Below are 19,800 nucleotides of genomic sequence, written 5' to 3'. Positions count from 1 at the left end.
TGCTGCCTTGCGTCCCGACCTTGCGCTGATCTCGGACTGGATCGCGCCCGGCTCGAGAATTCTCGATCTCGGCTGCGGCGATGGCGCCCTGCTCGCCCACTTGGCGAGCACGCGCCAAGTACGCGGCTACGGTCTGGAAATCGATGACGACAACGTCGCCAGTTGCGTCGCCGCCGGCATCAACGTGATCCAGGCGGACGTGGACGACGGCCTCGCCGAATTCGCCGACGGCTCCTTCGACTACGTGGTGATGACGCAGGCGCTGCAGGCGCTGGTGCGGCCGGATCTGGTGCTCGCCGAAATGCTCCGAGTCGGCCGCGAAGTGATCGTCACCTTCCCGAACTTCGGCCACTGGCGCGTGCGCCTGGCGCTACTCGGCGGTCACATGCCGCATACGCCGGCCTTGCCGGCCGAGTGGTACGACACCGAGAACATCCATCTCTGCACGCTGGCCGATTTCGAGGCCTTGTGTGCGAGTGCGAATTGGCAGGTGCTGGAGCGGGCCTTGCTGGATCGGCAGCATCGGGCGGGCTTCAGTATTCGGACAGCGCCGAACCTGTTTTGCGAGATTGCGCTTTACAAGCTGCAGCGGCCGGGCTGAGCCTGCCCCAGGCGGCAACCCGTACATCGGGCGTGGTCCGGCCTACTGGGATATCGATCCCACCGCCATCTCACACCGATTCTTCCCTGCCCGTTTCGCCCGATACATCGCCTGATCAGCTGCCAGAATCAGCGGATCGCAGTCATCGGCGTGGTCGGGGAAGATCGCCACGCCGATGCTGGCGCCGATCTCGATGATGCCCGGGCCATCCGGCGTCTGTAGGGGATAAGGGCGGCGCAGCTCGCGGCCGATGCTTTCACACAGGCGCATGGCGGCGCTCGCGGTGTCGATCACGCCTTCGAGGATCACCGCGAATTCGTCGCCACCGAGGCGCGACACGGTGTCCTCGTGACGCACGGAACTGCGCAGGCGGCCGGCGATCGCTTTCAGGAGTTCGTCGCCGACCTGATGGCCGTAGGTGTCGTTGACTGGCTTGAAGCCGTCGATGTCGATGTAGGCCAGCGCAAACGGACGATCGTGACGGCGGGCGCGCTCGATGGCGTTGTCGAGGCGATCCATGAACAGCATGCGATTCGGCAGATCGGTCAGCGCGTCGTGCGAGGCGCGATGCCAGACTTCCTGCTCGCTGGCGCGGCGCAGTTCGATCTCGTGTTCCAGCGATTGCGAGTGCAGATACAACTGGTCCAGCGCTGCCTGCAGTTCTGCCTTGCGGCGATACAGTTCCAGGAACACGCCGACCTTGGAGCGCAGGATCACTTCGTTGACTGGCTTGGCGATGTAGTCGACGGCGCCGGAGCCATAGCCTTTCAGACGGTGCAGATCGTCGTAGGCGGCGCTGATGAAGATGATCGGCGTGCGGCTCGAGGTGTCGTCTTCACTCAGCAGCTGGGCGACTTCGAAGCCATCCATTTCCGGCATGTTGACGTCGAGCAGGATCAGCGCGAAGTGCTGGTCCAGACAGGCGGCCAGTGCGGCGTTGCCGGAATCGGCTTCGACCAGTTCGGCACCGGCCTTCGCCAGCAGGCGGCGCAGCGCCAAGCGATTCGGGGCGTGATCGTCGACGATCAGGATCTTGGGCGTGGGCAACCCGGTCAGTACGACGGGGAGCAAACTCGGTGGGGCTTCGGTCATGGCGGGCAACAGCATTCGTTGATCCTGCGGGCAATGGCGGACAGCGTCAGTACTTCATCGGCACCGGCATGCTGGAGGGCGGCCAGCGGCATCTGCGGTGCTTCTGCCTCATGCAGGTCTTGCACCAGCGCATAACCGCCATGCCGGCGCACCTCGACGAGACCATCGGCACCATCGTCGTTGGCGCCAGTCAGCACGACCGCGAGCAGCGCCTTGCGATAGACATTGGCGGCCGAAGCGAACAGCACGTCCACTGACGGGCGCACGAAACGGACCCGGATATCCGCCGACAGCATGAAATGACGGTCGGATTCGATCAGCAGGTGATAGCCCGAAGGCGCGAGATGGACGATGCCCGGCGTCACCGGCTGGCGCTCTTCGGCTTCGTGCACCGGCAACGGCGACTGCCTTGCGAGCAGCTCGACGAGCAAGCCGCCGTCATCGTCCTGGCCGCGATGGCAGAGCACGATCACCGGCACCGGCAGATCGGCACGCAGGCCGGACAGCACGATGCTCAGTGCCTGCAGGCCACCGGTCGAACAACCGATCACCACGGCAGCGCGCTGCGCCACCGTGTTCATGCCGAACTGCCAGCACCGAGCTGGTAGATGCGGGCGCGGCCATCGATCGCTTCGAACTCGCGGGCATTGGGTGCAAAGCTGATGCTTTCCTTGTTGCCCAGCACGAGGTAGCCGCCGCGCACCAGGCTGTCGCGAAACAGGCCGAGCACATGATCCTGCAGCGGGTTGGTGAAGTAGATCAGCACGTTGCGGCAGAGGATCAGATGCGCCTCGCAGAACACGCCGTCGGCGACCAGGTTGTGGTTCGCGAAGGTGATGTTGCGCTTGAGGCTTTCGTCGAGCTTGATGTGATCGTACTTGGCGATGCAGTAGTGATTCAGCGTGTGCTGGCCGCCGGCTGCGAGATAGTTCTCGGCGTAGGCGCGCGCCTCGCTGACCGGGAAGATGCCTTCCTGCGCGGCGCCCAGCGCCACATCGTTGAAATCGGTGGCGTAGATCTGCGTGCGTTCGTAGAGGCCGGCTTCTTCGAGCAGGATCGCCAGCGAATAAACCTCTTCGCCGCGCGCGCAACCGGCCTGCCAGATGTTGATGTGCGGGTACGAAGCCAGCACCGGAAACACTTCGCTGACCAGCGCCCGGAACACGGTCGGATTGCGGAACATTTCCGACACCGGCACTGACAAGCCGGCGATCACCAGCGGCAGACAGCCATCCTCGCGCAGCAGCTTCGCGGTCAGCTCGCTGATGGTCCTGCAGCTCAGGCTCATCGCCAGATTCTGCACCCGGCGTTTCAGCGAAGCGCGTGCGTAACCGCTGAAGTCATAACCGTGGCGCAGCTGCAGCGCGCGCACGAACAGTTCGAGCTCGACGTCCTCGGGATCCGGGCGATTCAAACGTGCGGACTCTGTTTACACGCTGGGCAACGCCATCCCTGGCGCGACTTCAGCCTGATTCCGAACGCCCGGCCCGGCCATCCATGGCCGGGCATTCGCCCCCGCGGCGAGGCATGCTCGCTAAGCACGGGGGCTCATCCAGACCCGCATCATCGACAGCAGCTTGTCGACGTCGATCGGTTTCGACAGGTAATCGCTGGCGCCCGCTTCCAGGCACTTCTCGCGATCGCCGCGCATGGCTTTGGCGGTCAGCGCGATCATCGGCAGTTTGTTGAATTTCGGCTGCGTGCGGATCTCGCGCATCGTTTCGTAGCCGTCCATGCCCGGCATCATGATGTCCATCAGCACCAGGCTGATCTCGGCGTTGTCGTCGAGCTGCTTCAGCGCCTTGTGACCGTCCTGCGCCATCAGCACTTTCAGGCCTCGCGCCCGCAGCGCTTTCGACAGCGCGAAGATGTTGCGCATGTCGTCGTCGACCACCAGCACGGTCTTGCCGGCGAGGCGCGGATCGGCCTCGCGCACCGGCGGCGGCGCGGCTGGCTTCAGCGAGTGCAGGAACAGGCTGACCTCGTCGAGCAGCCGCTCCGGCGAGCGCAGGCCCTTGATCACGATCGAATCGGTGTACTGCCGCAGCTGCAGACTTTCCTCGCGCGACAGCTCGCGCCCGGAATGAATCACCACCGGCGGCAGCGGGCCGGATCGCGAAGCGACTTCGAGGAACTCTTGGCCGGACATGCCGGGCAGATTGAGATCGAGCACGATGCAGTCGAAGCGGGCCTTGGCCAACTGTTCCAAGCCTTCCTCGCCGCTGGCGGCATCGACCAGTTCGACGCCGGCATCGTTGAGCAGGCTGCGCATCGCCCGGCGCGAAGCGGCGTCGTCATCGATCAGCAGCACTCGGCGCACGGCTTCCTGACCGCCCGGATGAAGCAGGCGATCGAAGGCGGACAACAGCGCGGCCTTTGACACCGGCTTGGTCAGGAAGCCGATCGCGCCCGCTTCCAGGCCACGCGCGGCATCGTCGGTGGCCGAGATGAAGTGCACCGGAATGTCCTTCAGTGACACGTCCGCCTTCATCCGGTCGATCACCGCCCAGCCGTCCATGCCCGGCAGCATCACGTCGAGCAGGACGCCGGCCGGACGGAATTCGCGGACCAGCTTCAGGCCCGATTCGCCATCGCCAGCCGCCAGCACGCGATAGCCGCGGCGGCGGATCAGCTCGGCGAGGATGCGGGCGAAGGCCGGATCGTCCTCGACGATCAGGATCACCGTGTCGTCGTCGCGGATCAGCTCGCGATCGTCGGCGATCGTCGGCGCGGGCGGCAGGCTCTGCACCGGCGCCGCGCTGGGCTTCGGTGCTGCCGCTACTGGCGCAGGCGCCAACGGCGGCGCTTCGCTTTCGATCGGCAGCGGCTCGGCTTCGAACGCCGGCGGCTCCTCGGGCAGCAGCACGGTGAAGGTACTGCCGCTGCCGAAGCGGCTCTGCATGGCGATGTCGCCGCCGAGCCGGCGCGCCATGCCGCGGGCGATCGACAGGCCCAGCCCGGTGCCGCCGAACTGCCGGCTGGTGCCGGCATCGACCTGCTGGAAGGTCTGGAACATCTTGTGGAACTTGTCTTCCGGAATGCCTATGCCGGTATCGCTGACCGCGATCGCCAGGCACTGCTCGCGCCTGAGCCCCGACGGCAGACGCTGGCCGAGTTCAGGGCGGCTGATGCGCAGCTCGACCTTGCCGGCGCGGGTGAACTTGAAGGCATTGCCGAGCAGGTTGTTGACGATCTGTTCCAGGCGCGCGGCATCGGTGCGGATCGAGGCAGGCAGGCCGTCGTCGACGTGAATCTCGAAGTCCAGCTGCCGCTCGCGGGCCACGTGCCGGAAGCTGCGGTTCAGGCCCTGGGTGAAGCTGGCCAGACTCAGATGGTCGACCATCACTTCGAGCTTGCCGGCTTCGACCTTGGACAGATCGAGAATGTCGTTGATCAGCTGCAGCAGCTTCGAACCGCTTTCGAAGATGACCTTGGCCGACTCCACTTCATCCGATGCCAGATGGCCTTCGTCGTTGTCGGCCAGGCTCTTCGACAGGATCAGGAGACTGTTCAGCGGCGTGCGCAACTCGTGCGACATGTTGGCCAGGAATTCGCTCTTGTACTGGCTGGCGCGGGCCAGCGCGTCGGCCTTTTCCTGGGTCTCGCGCTGCAGCTCCTGCAGGATCAGCTGCTGCTCCTGCAAGGTGGCGCCGCGGCTGACCAGCGATTCATTGGTGACCTTGAGCTCCTCGGCCTGCAGCTTCAGCTCTTCCTCGGACGCGCGCAGTTTCTGCGATTGCTCTTCGAGCAGACGGGTCTTGGCCCCGAGCGCTTCGTTGGTGGCGCGCAGCTCTTCCTGCTGCACGCGCAGCGATTCCTCGGAAGCCTGCAGTTCCTCCGATTGCGCCTGCGTTTCGGCCAGCAGTTCCTGAGTGCGCAGCGCGCGGCGCAGGTTGTCGAACGAAAGCGTGGCAATCGGCAGCAACTCGTCGAGCAGATGTCTCTGGTCAACGCTGAAATCATCGAAGGCGGCAATCTCGAGCACTGCCACCAACTGATCCTGCAGCACCAGCGGCAGCAGCAGCAGGCAGCGCGGCGTCGTCTGACCAAGTCCCGAACGGATGCTCAGGTAATCGCCTGGCAGGTCGCGCAGCAGCACCGGTTCGCGGCTGCGCGCGCACTGGCCGACCAGGCCATCGTCGAGCCGGATTGCCTGGCGCCGGGTGGTCTCCTCCGGCAGGCCGTAGCCGCCGAGGCATTGCAGACGCTGGCGGCGATCGTCGAAACCGTAGAACGCCAGCGCGGCAGCGCCGACCTTCGGCCGCAGAGCATCGGTCAGCGCATGGGCAAAGGCGCCGGTATCGCGCGCTTCCTGCAATCCGGCGGAGATCTCGCCGAGCGAGGTCTTGACCCAGTTCTGGCTATGGGTGGCGATCGACATGGCCTTGAACACGTCGAGCGCGCGGGCGATGTCGCCAACCTCGTCGGCACGACGCTGGAACGGCACGACGATGCTGTGATCATGACCGGCCAGGCGCGTCATCAGCACGGTCAATGCGGTGATCGGCGCGGCGATCATCCGCCGCACGCTGCGGATGGCGTAACCGGAGATCAGCACCGCCAGACTCAGCAGCAGCACGGTCAGCCGACGCGCCATCTCGACACTTTCATGCAAGGTGGCGCTGCGCTGGCCGAGCAGCAGGCGTTCGGTGGCCTGGGTCTCGGCGATGAGGGCGCGCAGCGTATCGCGATAACCCTTGCCCTTGACCGTCAGCGCGACCGACGCCTCGGTGCTGCCGCCGCCTTCGATCAGCACGCGGGTGGGCTCGGAGATTTCACTGCGCCAGCTGCCCATCACCTCGTCGATGCGATCGAGCTGCGCCTGCTGCGCCGGGTTGTCGACGACCAGACCGCGCAAGGTCGCCAGCACATGCCGATAAGCCTCGGCGCCGTCGTTGTACGGCACCAGGTAGGCCGGATCATGGGTCAGCTGAAACCCCCGGATGCCGGCCTGCTGATTCAGCGTCTGTACTTCCAGATCGCGCAGCGCCGCGATCACTTCATAGGTGTGCTGGGTCCATTCGCGCTGTTTCTCCTCGCGCTGCTGGATCACGAAGAAGGCTGCCGCGTTGACGACCAGCAACAGTGTGATGAGGCCAAAGCCGACGCCAAGCTTGGTCGCGATCGGCCAGTCCGCAAATACCAGCAGCCGCTTGCGCGGCGCCGTCTGACTGCCGGCTATGACGCCGCTTTCAGCCATGAGCATTGGCGCCTGAATTGGCACCTGCCTGGGCGACCGCGGCTTCGCGCGCCTGGATGTAGTCGGCCATCGGGATGAACAGCAGATCGACGAGCCGGCGCAGCAGGTGCTCTTCGTACTTGTCGATGCGGCCGTCGGCCAGCGCCACCTGCCAGAGCATGCTGATCAGCCGGCGCTTGCCGTCGGCATCCAGGGCGTTGTTCAACCTCTGCACGTATTCGTGCAGCGATACCGACTGCCGGGCACGCAGGCGCGCTTCGCTCAGCAGTTGATCGAGCGCGGCGCTGTCCAGGCCATAGCGTTCGCAGAGCAGGCTGCCGACCCGCTCCAGCTCGACATCGTCGGATTCGAAATCGGCGGCGGCCAGTTCGAGCAACAGCAGCGCTGTCGACAAGGCTTCGGAAGGTGCTTTCGTAGCGGCGGACTTCGGGGCAATCAGATCACGCAGACGGCTCAGGACCACGGGCTTCTCCGGGTTGCGATGGGCAATCATCAGGACGGCGGGGGTTCAGGCCGGCCGCAAGACGCGTTCCAGGAAGACCTGTACCTGGCCCTGGAGTTCGCCGAGCCGGCCGTGGAAGAAATGCCCGGCGTCGTCGTAATGGATGAATTCCGGCGGCGGGTCATAGCTCATCATCGCGGCGTGGGTCTCGGCGTAGGACACGGTGTCGTCATCGGCACTGTGTACCGCAAGCCAGGGCACCTGCGGATGCGCGGGCGGCTCAGCGGTCTTCAGATACCGGCCCATCGGCGGCGCGATGGTGACCAGCGCCGCGCAAGCCGTGCGCGATGCCGCTTTCAGCGCCACGTGGCCGCCAAACGAGAAGCCGGCAATCACCAGCGGCAACTCCGGCGCGGTGGCTCGCAGCGCTTCGATCACGGCCAGCGCGTCATCGGTTTCACCGAGGGTATCGTCGAACAGACCGGCGCTGCGGCCAACGCCGCGGAAATTGAAACGGACCACGCGGCAGCCGGCTTTCAGCGCCGCATTGCCGAGCGTCCAGACCACCTTGTTGGCCATCGTGCCGCCAAACAAGGGGTGCGGATGGCAGACCACGCAGAGGCCGATCGGCGCCTGTTTCGGCGTCGTCAGCAGGGCTTCGAGGCGGCCGGCCGGGCCGGCGATCGACAATTCGCTGCTGGCGCCTGGACGCAGCGCCGTTTCGGGGATCGTTTCTGGTTGGGGGGACATGGCGCAAGTCTAGGGTGGGAACGAGCTTTCGGTCGAACCCTCTGGCGGCGGCGCCCGCTTGCCAGCATTGGGGCGCGAACCTATAGTTCGACCGGCTCGGGGTCAGCTTGCCTGCTCCGAAGTACTAATAAATCCAGCACAGATTTGGGGGACATGGAATGCGCAAGCTCGCTGTCATCACGGGCGCCGCTCTGGCACTCGCCGGAACTTGGACGGCCGTAGCTGGCCAGAACAACGACATCAGCACCCAACCGTCGGCGAATGCCTACGTGAGCCTGGACTTCGGCCATCCGAATCCGGCGCGCGCAATGACGGCACCGCTGCACTACGGCCTGCGCATGTCTTACGACCAGCGCCTGCGCACGTTCGACGGCGGCGCACTGCCAGCGCTCGCCCAGTGGGATTTCGACACCCGCGGCAACCGCATCGCGATGGTCGGCGGCATTCCGTTCATGGCGCACATCCGTCCGCCGATGCGTCAGGCCGAGGATGATGGCGGCCGCCCGGCTCAGGACGGCATCGGTCCGGAAGGTCTGGACTTCTTCGATCTGTCTCTGCTGGTCGTCGGCGTTGCCGGCATCGGCTACCTGATCTACGAAGTGGCGGACAACAAGGACAGCAAGGCAGAAACCCCACCTGCCACCACGGGCGGCCTCCTGGGCGGCTTGCTGGGTGGTTTGCTGGGCGGCAGCACCGGTGGCACGACGGGCTCGACGACGGGCGGCCTGCTCGGCGGTTTGCTGGGTGGCAGCACCGGCGGAACGACGGGCGGAACGACCGGCTCCACCACCACGGGTGGTCTGCTCGGCGGTTTGCTTGGCGGCGGCTACGCCAACGCAAGCAGCATTTCGGCCGATCGCGACGTCCAGCGCCTGAACTGGCTCGATGGCGGCACCGGTCAAATGGGCGACCTGCAGAAGCAGTAAGCGCGCAGCTGCAACGCATAAGGGAGCCGCGAGGCTCCCTTTTCGTTTATGAAGATGTTTGACGACGCACGCCCAAGGGGCAGAAGAGAGAACTGATGATTCCAGCCTGGCTCAAGACCCGACTCGACATGGTCTTCGGCATCGATCTGCGCACGCTGGCCGTGTTCCGCGTGATGCTCGGCACCGTTTTGCTGGCTGATCAGCTGTGTCGCGCGATCGATCTGACTGCGTTCTACACCGATCTCGGCGTCATGCCACGCGACTGGCTGCTGAGCACCAACGGTCTGTGGCGCGTCAGCTTCCACGCGGCCAACGGTGAATGGTGGTTTGCCGCGCTGCTGTTCGGCGTCGAAACGATCGCCGCGCTGCTGATCATCTTCGGCTGGCGCACGCGCCTGGCGCTGGTGATCGCCTTCGTGCTCAACGCCTCGCTGCTGAATCGCAATCCGATGGTGCTGCTCGGCGGCGACATCCTGCTCACCTGCCTGATCTTCTGGGCGATCTTCCTGCCGGTGGCGGCGCGCGCCAGCCTCGATGCGGCGCTGAGCAACACGCCGGCGCCGGCCGACAACCGGCATCGTTCCTGGGCTTCGGTCGGCATCTTGTTCCAGGTGATGTCGGTGTACTTCTTCAGCGCCATCCTGAAAAGCGGCGCCGACTGGCACAACGGCACCGCGGTGTTCTACGCGCTGTCGATCGACGGTTACGCGACACCGCTCGGCCAATGGCTGAAGACCTTCCCGCAACTGACCACCGGCCTCACGCATTACGTCTGGTGGCTGGAGATGGTCGGGCCTATCCTGGTCTTCATCCCGGTACTCAGCCGCGCCTTCCGCTTCTCGGTGATGGCGATGCTGATGGCGATGCACATCGGCTTCATCTTCTGCCTGGAACTTGGGCCCTTCCCGTACATCAGCCTGACCTCGCTGAGCCTGTTCGCCGGTGGCTGGCTGTGGGATGCAGCAGGCCGCTGGCGCGACCGCCGCGCCGCCGCCATCGGCCCGCAGCCGCTGCGCATCTACTACGACCGTGACTGCGGCTTCTGCCTGAAGAGCGTGCTGATCCTGCGATCGTTGTTGCTGCTGAAAGCCGAGATCGCGCCGGCGCAGGACACGCCTCGGGCAAAGTCATTGCTCGAAGCGAACTACTCCTGGGTGATCCTCGATCACGACGATCACGCCTATCTGAAGTGGCCGGCGTTCGTGATCCTGCTGCGCCGCTCGCCGTCGCTGGCCTGGGCCGGCTGGCTGCTGTCGGGCAGCTGGGCCGTGCCGATCGGCAATGCCGTGTACGACTTCGTCGGCCGCAACCGCGGTGGCTTCGGCCAGATCAGCGGCGCGCTGCTGCCGTTCCATGACCGGCCGTTCGAAAGCGGGCCGATCGCCCAGGCGCTCGCCGGCTTCACGATGGTGGTGCTACTGACCTGGAACTTTTGCACCATTCACTGGCTGCCGGAACGGCTGTACGCGATGTTGACGCCGCCGCTGCGCAAGGTGCGCCTCGATCAGTACTGGGACATGTTCGCGCCGTTCCCGTCGCGCGAAGACGGCTGGTTCGTGATTCCGGCAACACTGCGCGACGGCACCGAACTCGACCTGCTGCACCCGGAGCGGAAGGGCATCAGCTACGACAAGCCCGAGTACATCACGCACGAGTGGCAGAACATCCGCTGGCACAAGTACATGGAACGCGTCTGGTCCGCCGCGTTCGCCGACAACCGCCTCTACTACGGTCGCTGGCTGTGCCGCGACTGGAACACCACGCATGTCGGCCAGCAGCAGCTCGACACCTTCAAGATCATCTACATGCTCGAGAAATCGGTACCGCCAGGCGAGACGCCGACTGTTGAACAGATCGTGCTCTGGCGCCATGGCTGCTTCGCGGTGCCGGCGGCGACCGCGACCAAATGAGGATGGTTGCGGCCTGATGGGTCTCGTCGACATCGGTGCCAACCTGGCGCACGAAAGCTTCGCTGTCGACTTCGACTCTGTCCTGAGTCGCGCCAGCGCAGCTGGTGTTGGCGCGATCATCGTCACCGGCTCTTGCGCGGCGAGCAACGAACAGGTGTTGGCCTTTGCCCAAGCAACGCGTGGCAGCGATCAGCCTCGGCTGTACGCGACCGCCGGCCTGCATCCGCATCACGCCGCCGACTGGAACGATGCCCTCGCCGCCCGCATCGCGACCTTGGCGCAAGCGCCGGAAGTGGTCGCACTGGGCGAGTGCGGGCTCGACTACTTCCGTGACCTGTCGCCGCGCCCGGAGCAACGCGCCGCGTTCATCGCCCAGCTCGAACTGGCGATCGCGGCGAACAAGCCGGTGTTCCTGCATCAGCGCGATGCCCATGCGGATTTCATCGCGATCCTCCGTGACTACCGGCCACAGCTGCGCGACGCCGTCGTCCACTGCTTCACCGACACGGCCGCCGCCTGCGCGGACTACCTGCAGCTCGACTGCCACATCGGCATCACCGGCTGGATCTGCGACGAGCGCCGCGGCAGCCATCTGCACGAAGTCGCGCGGATGATTCCGGCCGAGCGCCTGCTGATCGAAACCGATGCGCCCTATCTGCTGCCGCGCACCTTGCGACCGAAGCCCAAGGATCGCCGCAACGAGCCCGCGTACCTGCCCGCCGTGCTCGAAGCAATCGCTGCTGCACGCGGTGAGTCGCCGGCGCAGATCGCCACTTCGACAACGGCGAACGCCCGACGCGTGTTCTCCCTGCCCCAGTAATCGGCCCAACAATCGGGGTCAGATACAGATTAATTTCGCTTTCCGGCAACTGGTAACCAGCCACTGGACACTGCCTCACCATGCCCTACGTCCTGTCGCCACTGATCCGTCCCGACACGCCCGGTCTCTGGGCCGAGGGCGCGCCGTATTCGGTTGAGCCGATCTATGACTTGTGCAATCCGGCCCATCCGCCGGTGCGCTACGACGCCCATCGGCTGGCGCCGCACAGCCTGCCGCATGTCGATGCGCCGTCGCACATCCTGGAAGACGGCAATGACGTCGGCAGCTATTTCACGCCGGCGCGGCTCGGCAATCTCTACGGTCCGGTGCTGTTGCTGAAGCTTCAAGCACCGGTCTGGCAGGACGTCGCCAGCGGTCGCCATTGCCTCGTCGATGCCGCCCAGCTGCGCAGCGAAATCCGTCGTGCGACCGGCCATGAAAGCGCGCCCGACAAACTGATCCTGACTTTGGCCGATCTGCCGACGACCGCTCGCGGCCAGCACGATCCGGCCTGCGCATTGACCCTGGCCGAGGATGCCGCCGACTGGCTGCTCGCCAATCCGCGTTTCGATGCCTATCTGACTTCCTGGAAGTCGACCGACTTCCAGCCCGGTTCCCGCAAACGTCCGATCCACCGCAAGCTGCTGCCGCGCGCCGCCGTGTTCGAATGCCTGGATGTCGCCGCCGTGCCCGAAGGCCGCTATTTCCTCAGCGCCTTCCCGCTGCCGCTGGCCGGCGCATCCGAAGCGCCGGTCTGCCCGGTGCTGTTCAGCTTCGACGAACTCGCGGCCGCGCTGGCGGCGCGCTGATCGCCGCTGCAACTCGCTGACGGGTAGCGCGTCTAAACTGAGCCCCCGTCTCGCTCCCAGTCGCCATGAATCGAAGCCGTCGCCTGTTCGCTGCCCTCGCCACGGTCTGCGGACTCATGACCGCATGCGGCAGCACGCCTGTGGTCACGGCACCCGTGGTCGAAGCGCCGACCGGCCCGGTCATTCCGCCGCCGCCGGTATTGCCGAAGGTGGCGCTGGCGCTCGGCGGCGGCGCAGCGCGCGGCTTCGCCCATGTCGGCGTCATCAAGATGCTCGAATCGCAGGGCATTCAGGTCGATCTGATCATCGGCACCAGCGCCGGCAGCGTGGTTGGCGCGCTGTACGCCTCGGGCCTCAACGGCTTCGAGTTGCAGGAAATGACCTTCGATCTCGAACGCGCGACCTTTGCCGACTGGCAGCTGTTCAACCGCGGCCTGCTGCGCGGCGAAAAGCTGCAGAACTTCGTCAACGAGAAGGTCGGCAACCGCAAGATCCAGCAGCTGCCGCGACGCTTCGCGGCCGTCGCCGCCAAGCTGCGCACCGGCGAAGCCACGGTGTTCACCACCGGCGATGTCGGCCTCGCGGTGCGTGCTTCGTCGGCCATTCCCGGCGTGTTCCAGCCGGCGGTGATCGACAACGAGGAATACGTCGATGGTGGCACCGTCAGCCCGGTGCCGGTGCGCTTCGCCCGTACGCTCGGTGCCGACATCGTGATCGCCGTCGATGTCTCGGCGCCGGTCGAGGAAGCGCGCGAGGACTCGACGCTGGGCACCGTGCTGAAGGCCTTCGACATCATGGGTTCGTCCCTGCGCCGTGCCGAGCTGCCGGCCGCCGATGTGGTCATCGCCCCTGATGTGCATGGCATCAAGGCCGCCGATTTCGAATCCAAGCAGCGGGCAATCCTGGCTGGCGAGAAAGCCGCGCTGGCGGCGGTGCCGGCGATCCGCGCGCTGATCGCCGCGAAAACTCACTAGGACCGCCGCCGCTGATGACCCTGGGCAGCGCGCCCGATCTGCTGCGGGTGCTAAGCCTGAACATCCAGGTTGGCCTGCGCAGCAGCCAGTATCGCCACTATCTGACCCAGGCCTGGCGCCATCTGCTGCCGTCGCAAGGCGTGCGCGGCGTGCTCGACGAGATCGGCAGCTTGGCCGCCGGCTATGACTTGGTCGGGATTCAGGAAGCCGATGCCGGCAGCCTGAGGACGCGGCAGCTGAATCAGGTTGCCTATCTCGCCGAACGCGCCGCCCTGCCGCACTGGCAGGCGGCGGTGAACCGCGATCTGCGGCCATTCGCGCAACATTGCCTCGGCGTGATGGCGCGCGATCCGCTGCAGCTGCTGCGCCATCACCTGCTGCCCGGCCTGCTGCCGGGACGCGGCGCGCTCGATGTCGAAGTCAGACGTCCGGGCTATCGACCCTTGCGGGTGGTGGTGGTCCATCTGGCACTCGGGCGGCGCGATCGCCACCGCCAGCTCGGCTATCTCGGCGCCCTGCTTGAAGACGGCGACGATGCGCTAGTGCTCGGCGATTTCAACTGCGGGCCGCAAGAACTCGAGGCGCATCCCAGCTTGCGCCGCGCCGGCCTGAAACCGGTACATCGTGAGCTGACCTATCCGGCCTGGGCGCCCACCCGCTGCATCGATCACGTGCTGGTCACCGACGGTCTGGACGTCCATGAAGTCCGCGTGCTCGACGCGCGGCTGTCCGACCACTTGCCGGTCGGCCTGACCGTGCGCCTGCAGCCCGAGGAAGCTTCTTGATCACCGATATCCGCGAAATCAGCAGCTGGTTGCTGCCGATCGCCAGTCTGCTGCTGACCACCTGGACCGCGGCGCATGCCCTGCTGCACAAGCAGAACGCCGCATCGGCCTGGGGCTGGATCGGCGCCTGCCTGCTGCTGCCGTTCGCCGGGCCGGTGCTGTATTTCGTGTTCGGCATCAACCGGGTGCTCACCCGCGCGCAGCGCCAGCAGCAACCGCCGCCGCGCAGTGGCCCGAGCTACGCCGAGAGCGATGCCCGCTACCAGCCCGATGTGGTGCCGATCAGCCTCAATGAAGTGGCGCGCAGCGGCGACGTGATCACCGGCCTGCCGCTACTGACCGGCAACCGGCTGGAGGTGCTGCACAACGGCGAAGCGGCCTATCCTCGGATGCTCGCCGCGATCGACGCGGCCCGGTATTCGATTGCGCTGACCTCGTACATCTTCGATCGCGACGAAGCCGGCGAGCAGTTCATCGAGGCACTGGACCGCGCCCAGGCGCGCGGCGTGGCCGTGCGCTGCCTGCTCGATGGCGTCGGCGAACTGGCCTGGCGTCGCGCCGGCAGCGAGCTGCTGGCGCGCGGCGTGCCGGTGGTGCGCTACAACCCGCTGCGCCTGTGGCCGCCGTTCCTGCACATCAATCTGCGCAATCACCGCAAGCTGCTGATCGTCGATGGCGCCGTCGCCTTCACTGGCGGCATGAACATCAGCGCCACCCATTACGTCGCCGAGCCGGACAAGCCGGGCACGGCCGCTGATCTGCAGGTGGAGATACACGGGCCGGTCATCGCCCAGCTGCAGCAGGTGTTCATCGACGACTGGGCTTACGCCGCCGAAGAAAACTGGAGTCCCCCAACAGCGCCGGTCACTGCTTCGTCCGATCAGAGCGGCGCGCTGTGCCGGGTCATCACCGACGGCCCGAACGAGGATTTCGGCCATCTGAGCCTGGTGCTGCTGGCGGCGATTGCCGCCGCGCAGGAACGCATCCAGATCGTCACGCCGTACTTCGTGCCGCCGGACGAGCTGCTGTCGGCGTTGATGTCGGCGGCGGTGCGTGGCGTCGTCGTCGATCTGGTCCTGAGTCGCGATCGCAACCATCGGATCACCTGGTACGCGATGCACAAGCTGATTCCGCCGCTGCTCAAGCGCGGCGTGCGCGTGCACCTGCAGCCGCCGCCGTTCTGCCACACCAAGCTGTTCGTGGTCGACCGCCGCTACGCGCAGTTCGGCTCGGCGAATCTCGACATGCGGTCGCTGCGGCTGAACTTCGAGATGGTCGTCGAGACTTACGACCGCGCCTTCGTCGAACAGCTGGCACAGCACTGCGATGTCCTGAGCGAACGCGCCACCACCCTGGAGTACGACAAGGTGCGACGCCGCCCGGTGCTGCTCCGCTTGCGTGATGCCGCCTGCTGGTTGCTGTCGCCGTACCTGTAAACAAAAAAGCCCCGACGGTAGCCGGGGCTTTTTCGAATCAGCGCAGGCCGATCAGTCGGTCACCGCACCGAGGCTAGCCGCCGACACCAGCTTCGCGTACTTGGCGAGCAGGCCCTTGGTGTACTTCGGCGCCGGCTGCACCCAGGCGGCGAGGCGCCGGGCCAGCTCGGCTTCGTCGACATTCAGCTGCAGCAGCTGCTTGTGGGCGTCGATGGTGATCGAGTCGCCTTCGTTGACCAGCGCGATGACGCCACCGACGAACGCTTCCGGCGCCACGTGGCCGACCACCATGCCCCAGGTGCCGCCGCTGAAGCGGCCATCGGTGATCAGGCCGACGGTTTCGCCGAAGCCCTTGCCGATCAGCGCCGAGGTCGGCGTCAGCATTTCGCGCATGCCCGGGCCGCCCTTCGGACCTTCGTAGCGGATCACCAGCACGTCGCCGTGATTGATGCTGTCGGCCATGATCGCGGTCATCGCCAATTCTTCGGAATCGAAGACGCGGGCCGGACCGGTGATCACCGGATTCTTCAGGCCAGTGATCTTGGCGACCGCACCATCCGGCGCCAGATTGCCCTTCAGGATCGCCAGATGGCCCTGCTTGTACATCGGCTTGTCGAAGGCGCGAATCACGTTCTGATCGGCGCGCGGCTGGGCCGGCACGTCCTTCAGTACTTCGGCGATGGTCTGGCCGGTGATGGTGATGCAGTCGCCATGCAGCAGGCCGGCTTCGAGCAGGATCTTCATCACCTGCGGAATGCCGCCAGCCTTGTGCAGATCGGTCGCCACGTACTGGCCTGACGGCTTCAGATCGCAGAGCACCGGCGTCTTCAGGCGCACGCGCTCGAAGTCATCGAGCGTCCAGACCACGCCGGCGGCGTTGGCGATGGCCAGGAAATGCAGCACCGCGTTGGTCGAACCACCGGTGGCCATGACCACGGCAATCGCGTTCTCGATCGATTTGCGGGTGACGATGTCGCGCGGCTTCAGATCACGGCGGATCGCGTCGACCAGTGCTTCGGCAGAGCGCGCCACGGAGTCGCCTTTCTCGGCGTCCGGGTTGGCTTCGGTCGACGAATACGGCAGCGACATGCCCAGCGCTTCCATCGCGCTCGACATGGTGTTCGCCGTGTACATGCCGCCGCAGGCGCCGAAGCTCGGGCAGGCATTCTTCTCGATGCCGTCGAGATCTTCCTTCGACATCTTGCCGGCGCCGTAGGCACCGACGGCTTCGAACGAGGAGACGATGGTCAGCGCAACACCTTTCCAGGTGCCGGCCTTGATGGTACCGCCGTAGCAGAAGATCGCCGGCGCATTGATGCGCAGCATGCCGATCATCGCGCCCGGCATGTTCTTGTCGCAGCCGCCGATCGCCAGCACGCCGTCCATCGACTGTGACTGCACCGAGGTCTCGATCGCATCGGCGATCACTTCCCGCGACACCAGCGAATACTTCATGCCTTCGGTGCCCATGCCGATGCCGTCGGTGACGGTCGGGAAACCGAAGATCTGCGGCATCGCGCCCGCCGCCTTCAATGCGCCTTCGGCACGCGTCGCCAAGCTGCCGATGCCGGCGTTGCAGGGGTTCATCGTCGAATGGCCGCTGGCGATGCCGACGATCGGCTTCTCGAAATCCCCGTCCTTGAAGCCGACGGCACGCAGCATCGCGCGGTTCGGGCTGCGGTTGAGGCCGGCGGTAATCGCCTGGCTGCGCTTGTTCAGGGTTTCGGTCATGGCTCGGACGCTCGCGGCTAGGGCAAAAACGAGCGCGGAGGATACACCAGAGGTGGTGTATAGTCATGTGCATACTTTCTGGAGGTTCGCGGGCATGCGCACCAACATCGTTCTCGACGACAAGCTCGTCTCGAAGGCCATGAAACTCTCGCAGGCGAAGACCAAACGCGATGTCGTCAACCTCGCCTTGAAGGAATACGTCGAATCTCGCGAGCGCAAGCGCATTCTCGAGATGTTTGGCTCCGACTGCATCGATCCGACCTATGACTACAAGGCCGCGCGCGCTGGCCAAGCGCCCTGATGTTCCTGGTTGACACCTCCGCCTGGATCGAGTTTGGGAGCCGTCAGCCGCGCGCCGTGGGCAAGCGTCTGCGCGCACTGATCGACTCCGACATTGCAATCTTTGTGACCGGGACGATCGTCCAGGAAGTGCTGCAGGGCGCGCGCGACGAAATCCACTTCCAGCGGATGCGCACCTGGTTCGCCCCACATCGGATCGCGACGCCGGAGCACGCTTTCAACACGCACGCCGCCGCAGCATCGCTCTATGCCCGTTGTCGCTGGAAAGGCTTTACGCCCCGCAGCTCGAACGACTGTCTTATCGCGCAGATCGCGCTCGATTTTGACTTGACGTTGCTGCACGACGACAGCGATTTCGAAAAGATGGCGAAAGTTGAGCCGCGGCTACGACTCGCCTGAGCGGTCTTGATGATGAAGGGTGGAGTACGCGGTGTGACGCTTACTCCACCTCGTTTCGATAGCCTTACTTCTTGGCCGGCGCCGCAGCCCCACCCTTCACCGTGATCGTGATCTTCTCCGACTGCAGCGAAGGATTGAACGCCTGCTGCTTCCAGTCCGCAACCAGCAACTGGATCGTGTGCGTACCGGCCGGCAAGCTCAGCATCGTCTCGGTTTCGCCCTTGTCGAAATGCTTGATGCTGGCGTTGTCGAGCGGCAGCGCCAGGGTTGCATCGAACGTCGGGCCGTCGATCAGCAATACGTGGTGACCGGTGTCGACGCTCTGCAGGCCAGCCGGCGACACGCCCGCACCCTTCAGGCCGAACTGGATCAGGAACGGGCTGGAGACGGTATCGCCATTCTTCAGATTGATCAGATAGGCGCTGGCACCGGCGGGGGCCGGATTGGCGAGGCCCAGAGTCTGTTCGACCTTGGCGCCGGCCTGCTGCTTGGCGGCGCTCTTCAAGTCGGACTTCCAGTCGGCGTGGACGGCACCGACGCTCATCGTCAGCAGCATCATCGGAATCAGGGTACGGACTGCGCGCATGGTTAGAGCTCGTGCTGTGAATGGGGAACCGGATGTTATTGATCCGGCTGCTTACTATTCAACGCTGATGCGCTGGTTGAGTCGAGGGCAATCTGCTAGAAAACGCGCGGCAGCAGCCGGATCAATAACAAAATCAATATGTTTCGGTTATTGAGTCGGCATCATGCAGTCCGTCTGCAAGCGCGTGCAACCTGATAAGAGCGCACCACGTTCAAAAGTCGTGATGCCGACTCAATAACCCGCGCCCCTGAATGCCGGCTGAGCGATCCCGGCGACGATCGTGCACGCCCGGACATGACGAAACGCCGCGCTGCGCCCATGCTTGCAGCCCTGATTTCCACCCCGCCCGGAGCTGCCGATGTCCCCTGAATACCGCCTGTTCCACTCCCCCGGTGCCTGCTCGCTGGCGCCGCACATCGTGCTCGAGGAACTCGGCATCGCCTACGAGCCGGTGCGGGTGGTGATCGCCGAGGGCGCGAATCGCAAGCCTGAGTATCTGGGCATCAATCCGCGCGGCCGGGTGCCGGCGCTGGGGATCAAGGACGAGCAGGGCGAACGAGTGCTGACCGAATCGGTGGCGATCGCTGTCTATCTGGCTCGCCGCCACCCGAGCCCCAGCCTGCTGCCGGAAGACCCGGAGCAATTCGTACGGGCGCTGGAATGGATGAACTGGCTGGCGACGACGATGCATCAGGCCGGCGTCCGCACCGTGTTCCGCCCGGAGCGCTTCACCACCTCCACCGACAAGGCGGCGATCGAAGGCATCGCCGAGGCCGGCCGGGCGGCGATCCGCATCGGTTATGCCGACATCGAGGAACGGCTCGCCGGCAAGGCCTGGGCGATGGGCGATGCATTCACCGCCGTCGACGCCTTTCTGCTCGTTCATTACCGCTGGGGCAACCGCTGCGGCGTCGACATGCGCAAGGATTACCCGACCTACGCAGCGCTGATGGATCGCGTTCGCGCCCGCCCGGCGGTGGCGCGCGCCGTGGCGCACGAAGCGATCCAGATCGACTGACAAGCTCGTCGCCCGGGTAGG

General features: G+C 65.4%; 19 protein-coding genes. 11 read left to right on the top strand and 8 right to left on the bottom strand.

Annotated elements, in window-relative coordinates; all coding sequences use genetic code 11:
• Window positions 1–7: 7 nt before the first annotated feature.
• Window positions 8–601 carry a methionine biosynthesis protein MetW gene (metW, locus tag G513_RS0117625; RefSeq protein ID WP_211219703.1) on the top strand — a complete coding sequence of 198 codons (594 nt, stop codon included), beginning with the start codon at window positions 8–10 and terminating at the stop codon, window positions 599–601.
• 42 nt (window positions 602–643) lie between these two features.
• Here metW and G513_RS0117620 read toward each other — a convergent pair whose 3' ends face one another.
• From G513_RS0117620 to G513_RS23870, 6 genes are all read right to left on the bottom strand, one after another.
• Window positions 644–1,693 (bottom strand): diguanylate cyclase domain-containing protein, encoded by a 1,050-nt coding sequence (locus G513_RS0117620; protein ID WP_051144492.1) that lies wholly within the window; start codon window positions 1,691–1,693, stop codon window positions 644–646.
• A complete protein-coding gene (locus G513_RS0117615) occupies window positions 1,690–2,274 on the bottom strand; it encodes a chemotaxis protein CheB (RefSeq protein WP_022978183.1) in 585 nt (194 codons plus the stop codon). The genes G513_RS0117620 and G513_RS0117615 overlap by 4 nt, the downstream gene beginning before the upstream one ends.
• Complete coding sequence (locus G513_RS0117610) at window positions 2,271–3,107, bottom strand: CheR family methyltransferase (protein WP_022978182.1); 837 nt, start codon at window positions 3,105–3,107, stop codon at window positions 2,271–2,273. Before G513_RS0117610 ends, G513_RS0117615 begins: the two co-directional genes overlap by 4 nt.
• 120 nt (window positions 3,108–3,227) lie before the next feature.
• Window positions 3,228–6,893: a response regulator gene (locus G513_RS0117605; protein WP_022978181.1), complete on the bottom strand. Its 3,666-nt coding sequence runs from the start codon at window positions 6,891–6,893 to the stop codon at window positions 3,228–3,230.
• Window positions 6,886–7,386, bottom strand: a complete 501-nt coding sequence (locus tag G513_RS23875) for a tellurite resistance TerB family protein (protein ID WP_022978180.1) — start codon at window positions 7,384–7,386, stop codon at window positions 6,886–6,888. The genes G513_RS0117605 and G513_RS23875 overlap by 8 nt, the downstream gene beginning before the upstream one ends.
• Before the next feature lie 15 nt (window positions 7,387–7,401).
• On the bottom strand, window positions 7,402–8,085 hold the full coding sequence (locus G513_RS23870; RefSeq protein WP_022978179.1) for an alpha/beta hydrolase: 684 nt from the start codon (window positions 8,083–8,085) through the stop codon (window positions 7,402–7,404).
• A 158-nt stretch (window positions 8,086–8,243) separates the two neighbouring features.
• On the opposite strand from G513_RS23870, the gene G513_RS25980 reads away from it, so the two are divergent.
• From G513_RS25980 to G513_RS0117555, 7 genes are all read left to right on the top strand, one after another.
• Window positions 8,244–9,011: a hypothetical protein gene (locus G513_RS25980; RefSeq protein ID WP_022978178.1), complete on the top strand. Its 768-nt coding sequence runs from the start codon at window positions 8,244–8,246 to the stop codon at window positions 9,009–9,011.
• A gap of 95 nt (window positions 9,012–9,106) precedes the next feature.
• Complete coding sequence (locus G513_RS0117580) at window positions 9,107–10,921, top strand: HTTM domain-containing protein (protein ID WP_084711604.1); 1,815 nt, start codon at window positions 9,107–9,109, stop codon at window positions 10,919–10,921.
• 16 nt (window positions 10,922–10,937) lie between these two features.
• Window positions 10,938–11,741, top strand: coding sequence for a TatD family hydrolase (locus tag G513_RS0117575; protein ID WP_028475703.1), 804 nt, complete (start codon window positions 10,938–10,940; stop codon window positions 11,739–11,741).
• 80 nt (window positions 11,742–11,821) lie between these two features.
• Complete coding sequence (locus tag G513_RS0117570; protein WP_022978176.1) at window positions 11,822–12,550, top strand: cyclase family protein; 729 nt, start codon at window positions 11,822–11,824, stop codon at window positions 12,548–12,550.
• A 65-nt stretch (window positions 12,551–12,615) separates the two neighbouring features.
• A complete protein-coding gene (locus G513_RS0117565; protein ID WP_022978175.1) occupies window positions 12,616–13,524 on the top strand; it encodes a patatin-like phospholipase family protein in 909 nt (302 codons plus the stop codon).
• Window positions 13,525–13,538: 14 nt separating this feature from the next.
• Entirely contained in the window at window positions 13,539–14,309 is a 771-nt protein-coding gene (locus G513_RS23860) for an endonuclease/exonuclease/phosphatase family protein (protein ID WP_022978174.1), read from the top strand.
• Window positions 14,306–15,745, top strand: coding sequence for a phospholipase D-like domain-containing protein (locus G513_RS0117555; RefSeq protein ID WP_022978173.1), 1,440 nt, complete (start codon window positions 14,306–14,308; stop codon window positions 15,743–15,745). The genes G513_RS23860 and G513_RS0117555 overlap by 4 nt, the downstream gene beginning before the upstream one ends.
• 51 nt (window positions 15,746–15,796) lie before the next feature.
• Here the strand turns inward: G513_RS0117555 and ilvD are convergent, their stop codons facing one another.
• The gene (gene ilvD / locus G513_RS0117550) at window positions 15,797–17,476 is read right to left on the bottom strand and encodes a dihydroxy-acid dehydratase (protein ID WP_022978172.1); all 1,680 of its coding nucleotides are present in this window, start codon (window positions 17,474–17,476) and stop codon (window positions 15,797–15,799) included.
• Between the two features lie 94 nt (window positions 17,477–17,570).
• Here ilvD and G513_RS0117545 point away from each other — a divergent pair, with 94 nt between their 5' ends.
• Together G513_RS0117545 and vapC are read left to right on the top strand one after the other, a co-directional pair.
• Window positions 17,571–17,777 (top strand): type II toxin-antitoxin system VapB family antitoxin, encoded by a 207-nt coding sequence (locus G513_RS0117545; RefSeq protein ID WP_022978171.1) that lies wholly within the window; start codon window positions 17,571–17,573, stop codon window positions 17,775–17,777.
• On the top strand, window positions 17,777–18,175 hold the full coding sequence (vapC, locus tag G513_RS0117540; RefSeq protein ID WP_022978170.1) for a type II toxin-antitoxin system VapC family toxin: 399 nt from the start codon (window positions 17,777–17,779) through the stop codon (window positions 18,173–18,175). Before G513_RS0117545 ends, vapC begins: the two co-directional genes overlap by 1 nt.
• A gap of 64 nt (window positions 18,176–18,239) precedes the next feature.
• On the opposite strand, the gene G513_RS0117535 is transcribed toward vapC, so the two are convergent.
• Window positions 18,240–18,761 (bottom strand): DUF4399 domain-containing protein, encoded by a 522-nt coding sequence (locus G513_RS0117535; protein ID WP_022978169.1) that lies wholly within the window; start codon window positions 18,759–18,761, stop codon window positions 18,240–18,242.
• A 358-nt stretch (window positions 18,762–19,119) separates the two neighbouring features.
• Between G513_RS0117535 and G513_RS0117530 the strand changes: the two genes are divergently transcribed.
• On the top strand, window positions 19,120–19,779 hold the full coding sequence (locus G513_RS0117530) for a glutathione S-transferase family protein (RefSeq protein WP_022978168.1): 660 nt from the start codon (window positions 19,120–19,122) through the stop codon (window positions 19,777–19,779).
• Window positions 19,780–19,800 lie beyond the last annotated feature (21 nt).

It is taken from the genome of Nevskia ramosa DSM 11499 (assembly GCF_000420645.1).
GTDB lineage: Bacteria > Pseudomonadota > Gammaproteobacteria > Nevskiales > Nevskiaceae > Nevskia > Nevskia ramosa.
This window is presented reverse-complemented; position numbering and strand designations above follow the sequence as displayed.

What these genes read in the sequence shown, in the direction of transcription:
- G513_RS0117570 (WP_022978176.1), top strand. Translation starts at nt 11,822, where the DNA reads ATGCCCTACGTCCTGTCGCCACTGATCCGTCCCGACACGCCCGGTCTC.
- G513_RS0117620 (WP_051144492.1), bottom strand. Translation starts at nt 1,693, where the DNA reads ATGACCGAAGCCCCACCGAGTTTGCTCCCCGTCGTACTGACCGGGTTG.
- G513_RS0117580 (WP_084711604.1), top strand. Translation starts at nt 9,107, where the DNA reads ATGATTCCAGCCTGGCTCAAGACCCGACTCGACATGGTCTTCGGCATC.
- G513_RS0117615 (WP_022978183.1), bottom strand. Translation starts at nt 2,274, where the DNA reads ATGAACACGGTGGCGCAGCGCGCTGCCGTGGTGATCGGTTGTTCGACC.
- G513_RS0117535 (WP_022978169.1), bottom strand. Translation starts at nt 18,761, where the DNA reads ATGCGCGCAGTCCGTACCCTGATTCCGATGATGCTGCTGACGATGAGC.
- G513_RS0117530 (WP_022978168.1), top strand. Translation starts at nt 19,120, where the DNA reads ATGTCCCCTGAATACCGCCTGTTCCACTCCCCCGGTGCCTGCTCGCTG.
- G513_RS0117565 (WP_022978175.1), top strand. Translation starts at nt 12,616, where the DNA reads ATGAATCGAAGCCGTCGCCTGTTCGCTGCCCTCGCCACGGTCTGCGGA.
- G513_RS0117605 (WP_022978181.1), bottom strand. Translation starts at nt 6,893, where the DNA reads ATGGCTGAAAGCGGCGTCATAGCCGGCAGTCAGACGGCGCCGCGCAAG.
- G513_RS23870 (WP_022978179.1), bottom strand. Translation starts at nt 8,085, where the DNA reads ATGTCCCCCCAACCAGAAACGATCCCCGAAACGGCGCTGCGTCCAGGC.
- G513_RS23860 (WP_022978174.1), top strand. Translation starts at nt 13,539, where the DNA reads ATGACCCTGGGCAGCGCGCCCGATCTGCTGCGGGTGCTAAGCCTGAAC.
- ilvD (WP_022978172.1), bottom strand. Translation starts at nt 17,476, where the DNA reads ATGACCGAAACCCTGAACAAGCGCAGCCAGGCGATTACCGCCGGCCTC.
- G513_RS25980 (WP_022978178.1), top strand. Translation starts at nt 8,244, where the DNA reads ATGCGCAAGCTCGCTGTCATCACGGGCGCCGCTCTGGCACTCGCCGGA.
- G513_RS23875 (WP_022978180.1), bottom strand. Translation starts at nt 7,386, where the DNA reads ATGATTGCCCATCGCAACCCGGAGAAGCCCGTGGTCCTGAGCCGTCTG.
- vapC (WP_022978170.1), top strand. Translation starts at nt 17,777, where the DNA reads ATGTTCCTGGTTGACACCTCCGCCTGGATCGAGTTTGGGAGCCGTCAG.
- G513_RS0117575 (WP_028475703.1), top strand. Translation starts at nt 10,938, where the DNA reads ATGGGTCTCGTCGACATCGGTGCCAACCTGGCGCACGAAAGCTTCGCT.
- G513_RS0117545 (WP_022978171.1), top strand. Translation starts at nt 17,571, where the DNA reads ATGCGCACCAACATCGTTCTCGACGACAAGCTCGTCTCGAAGGCCATG.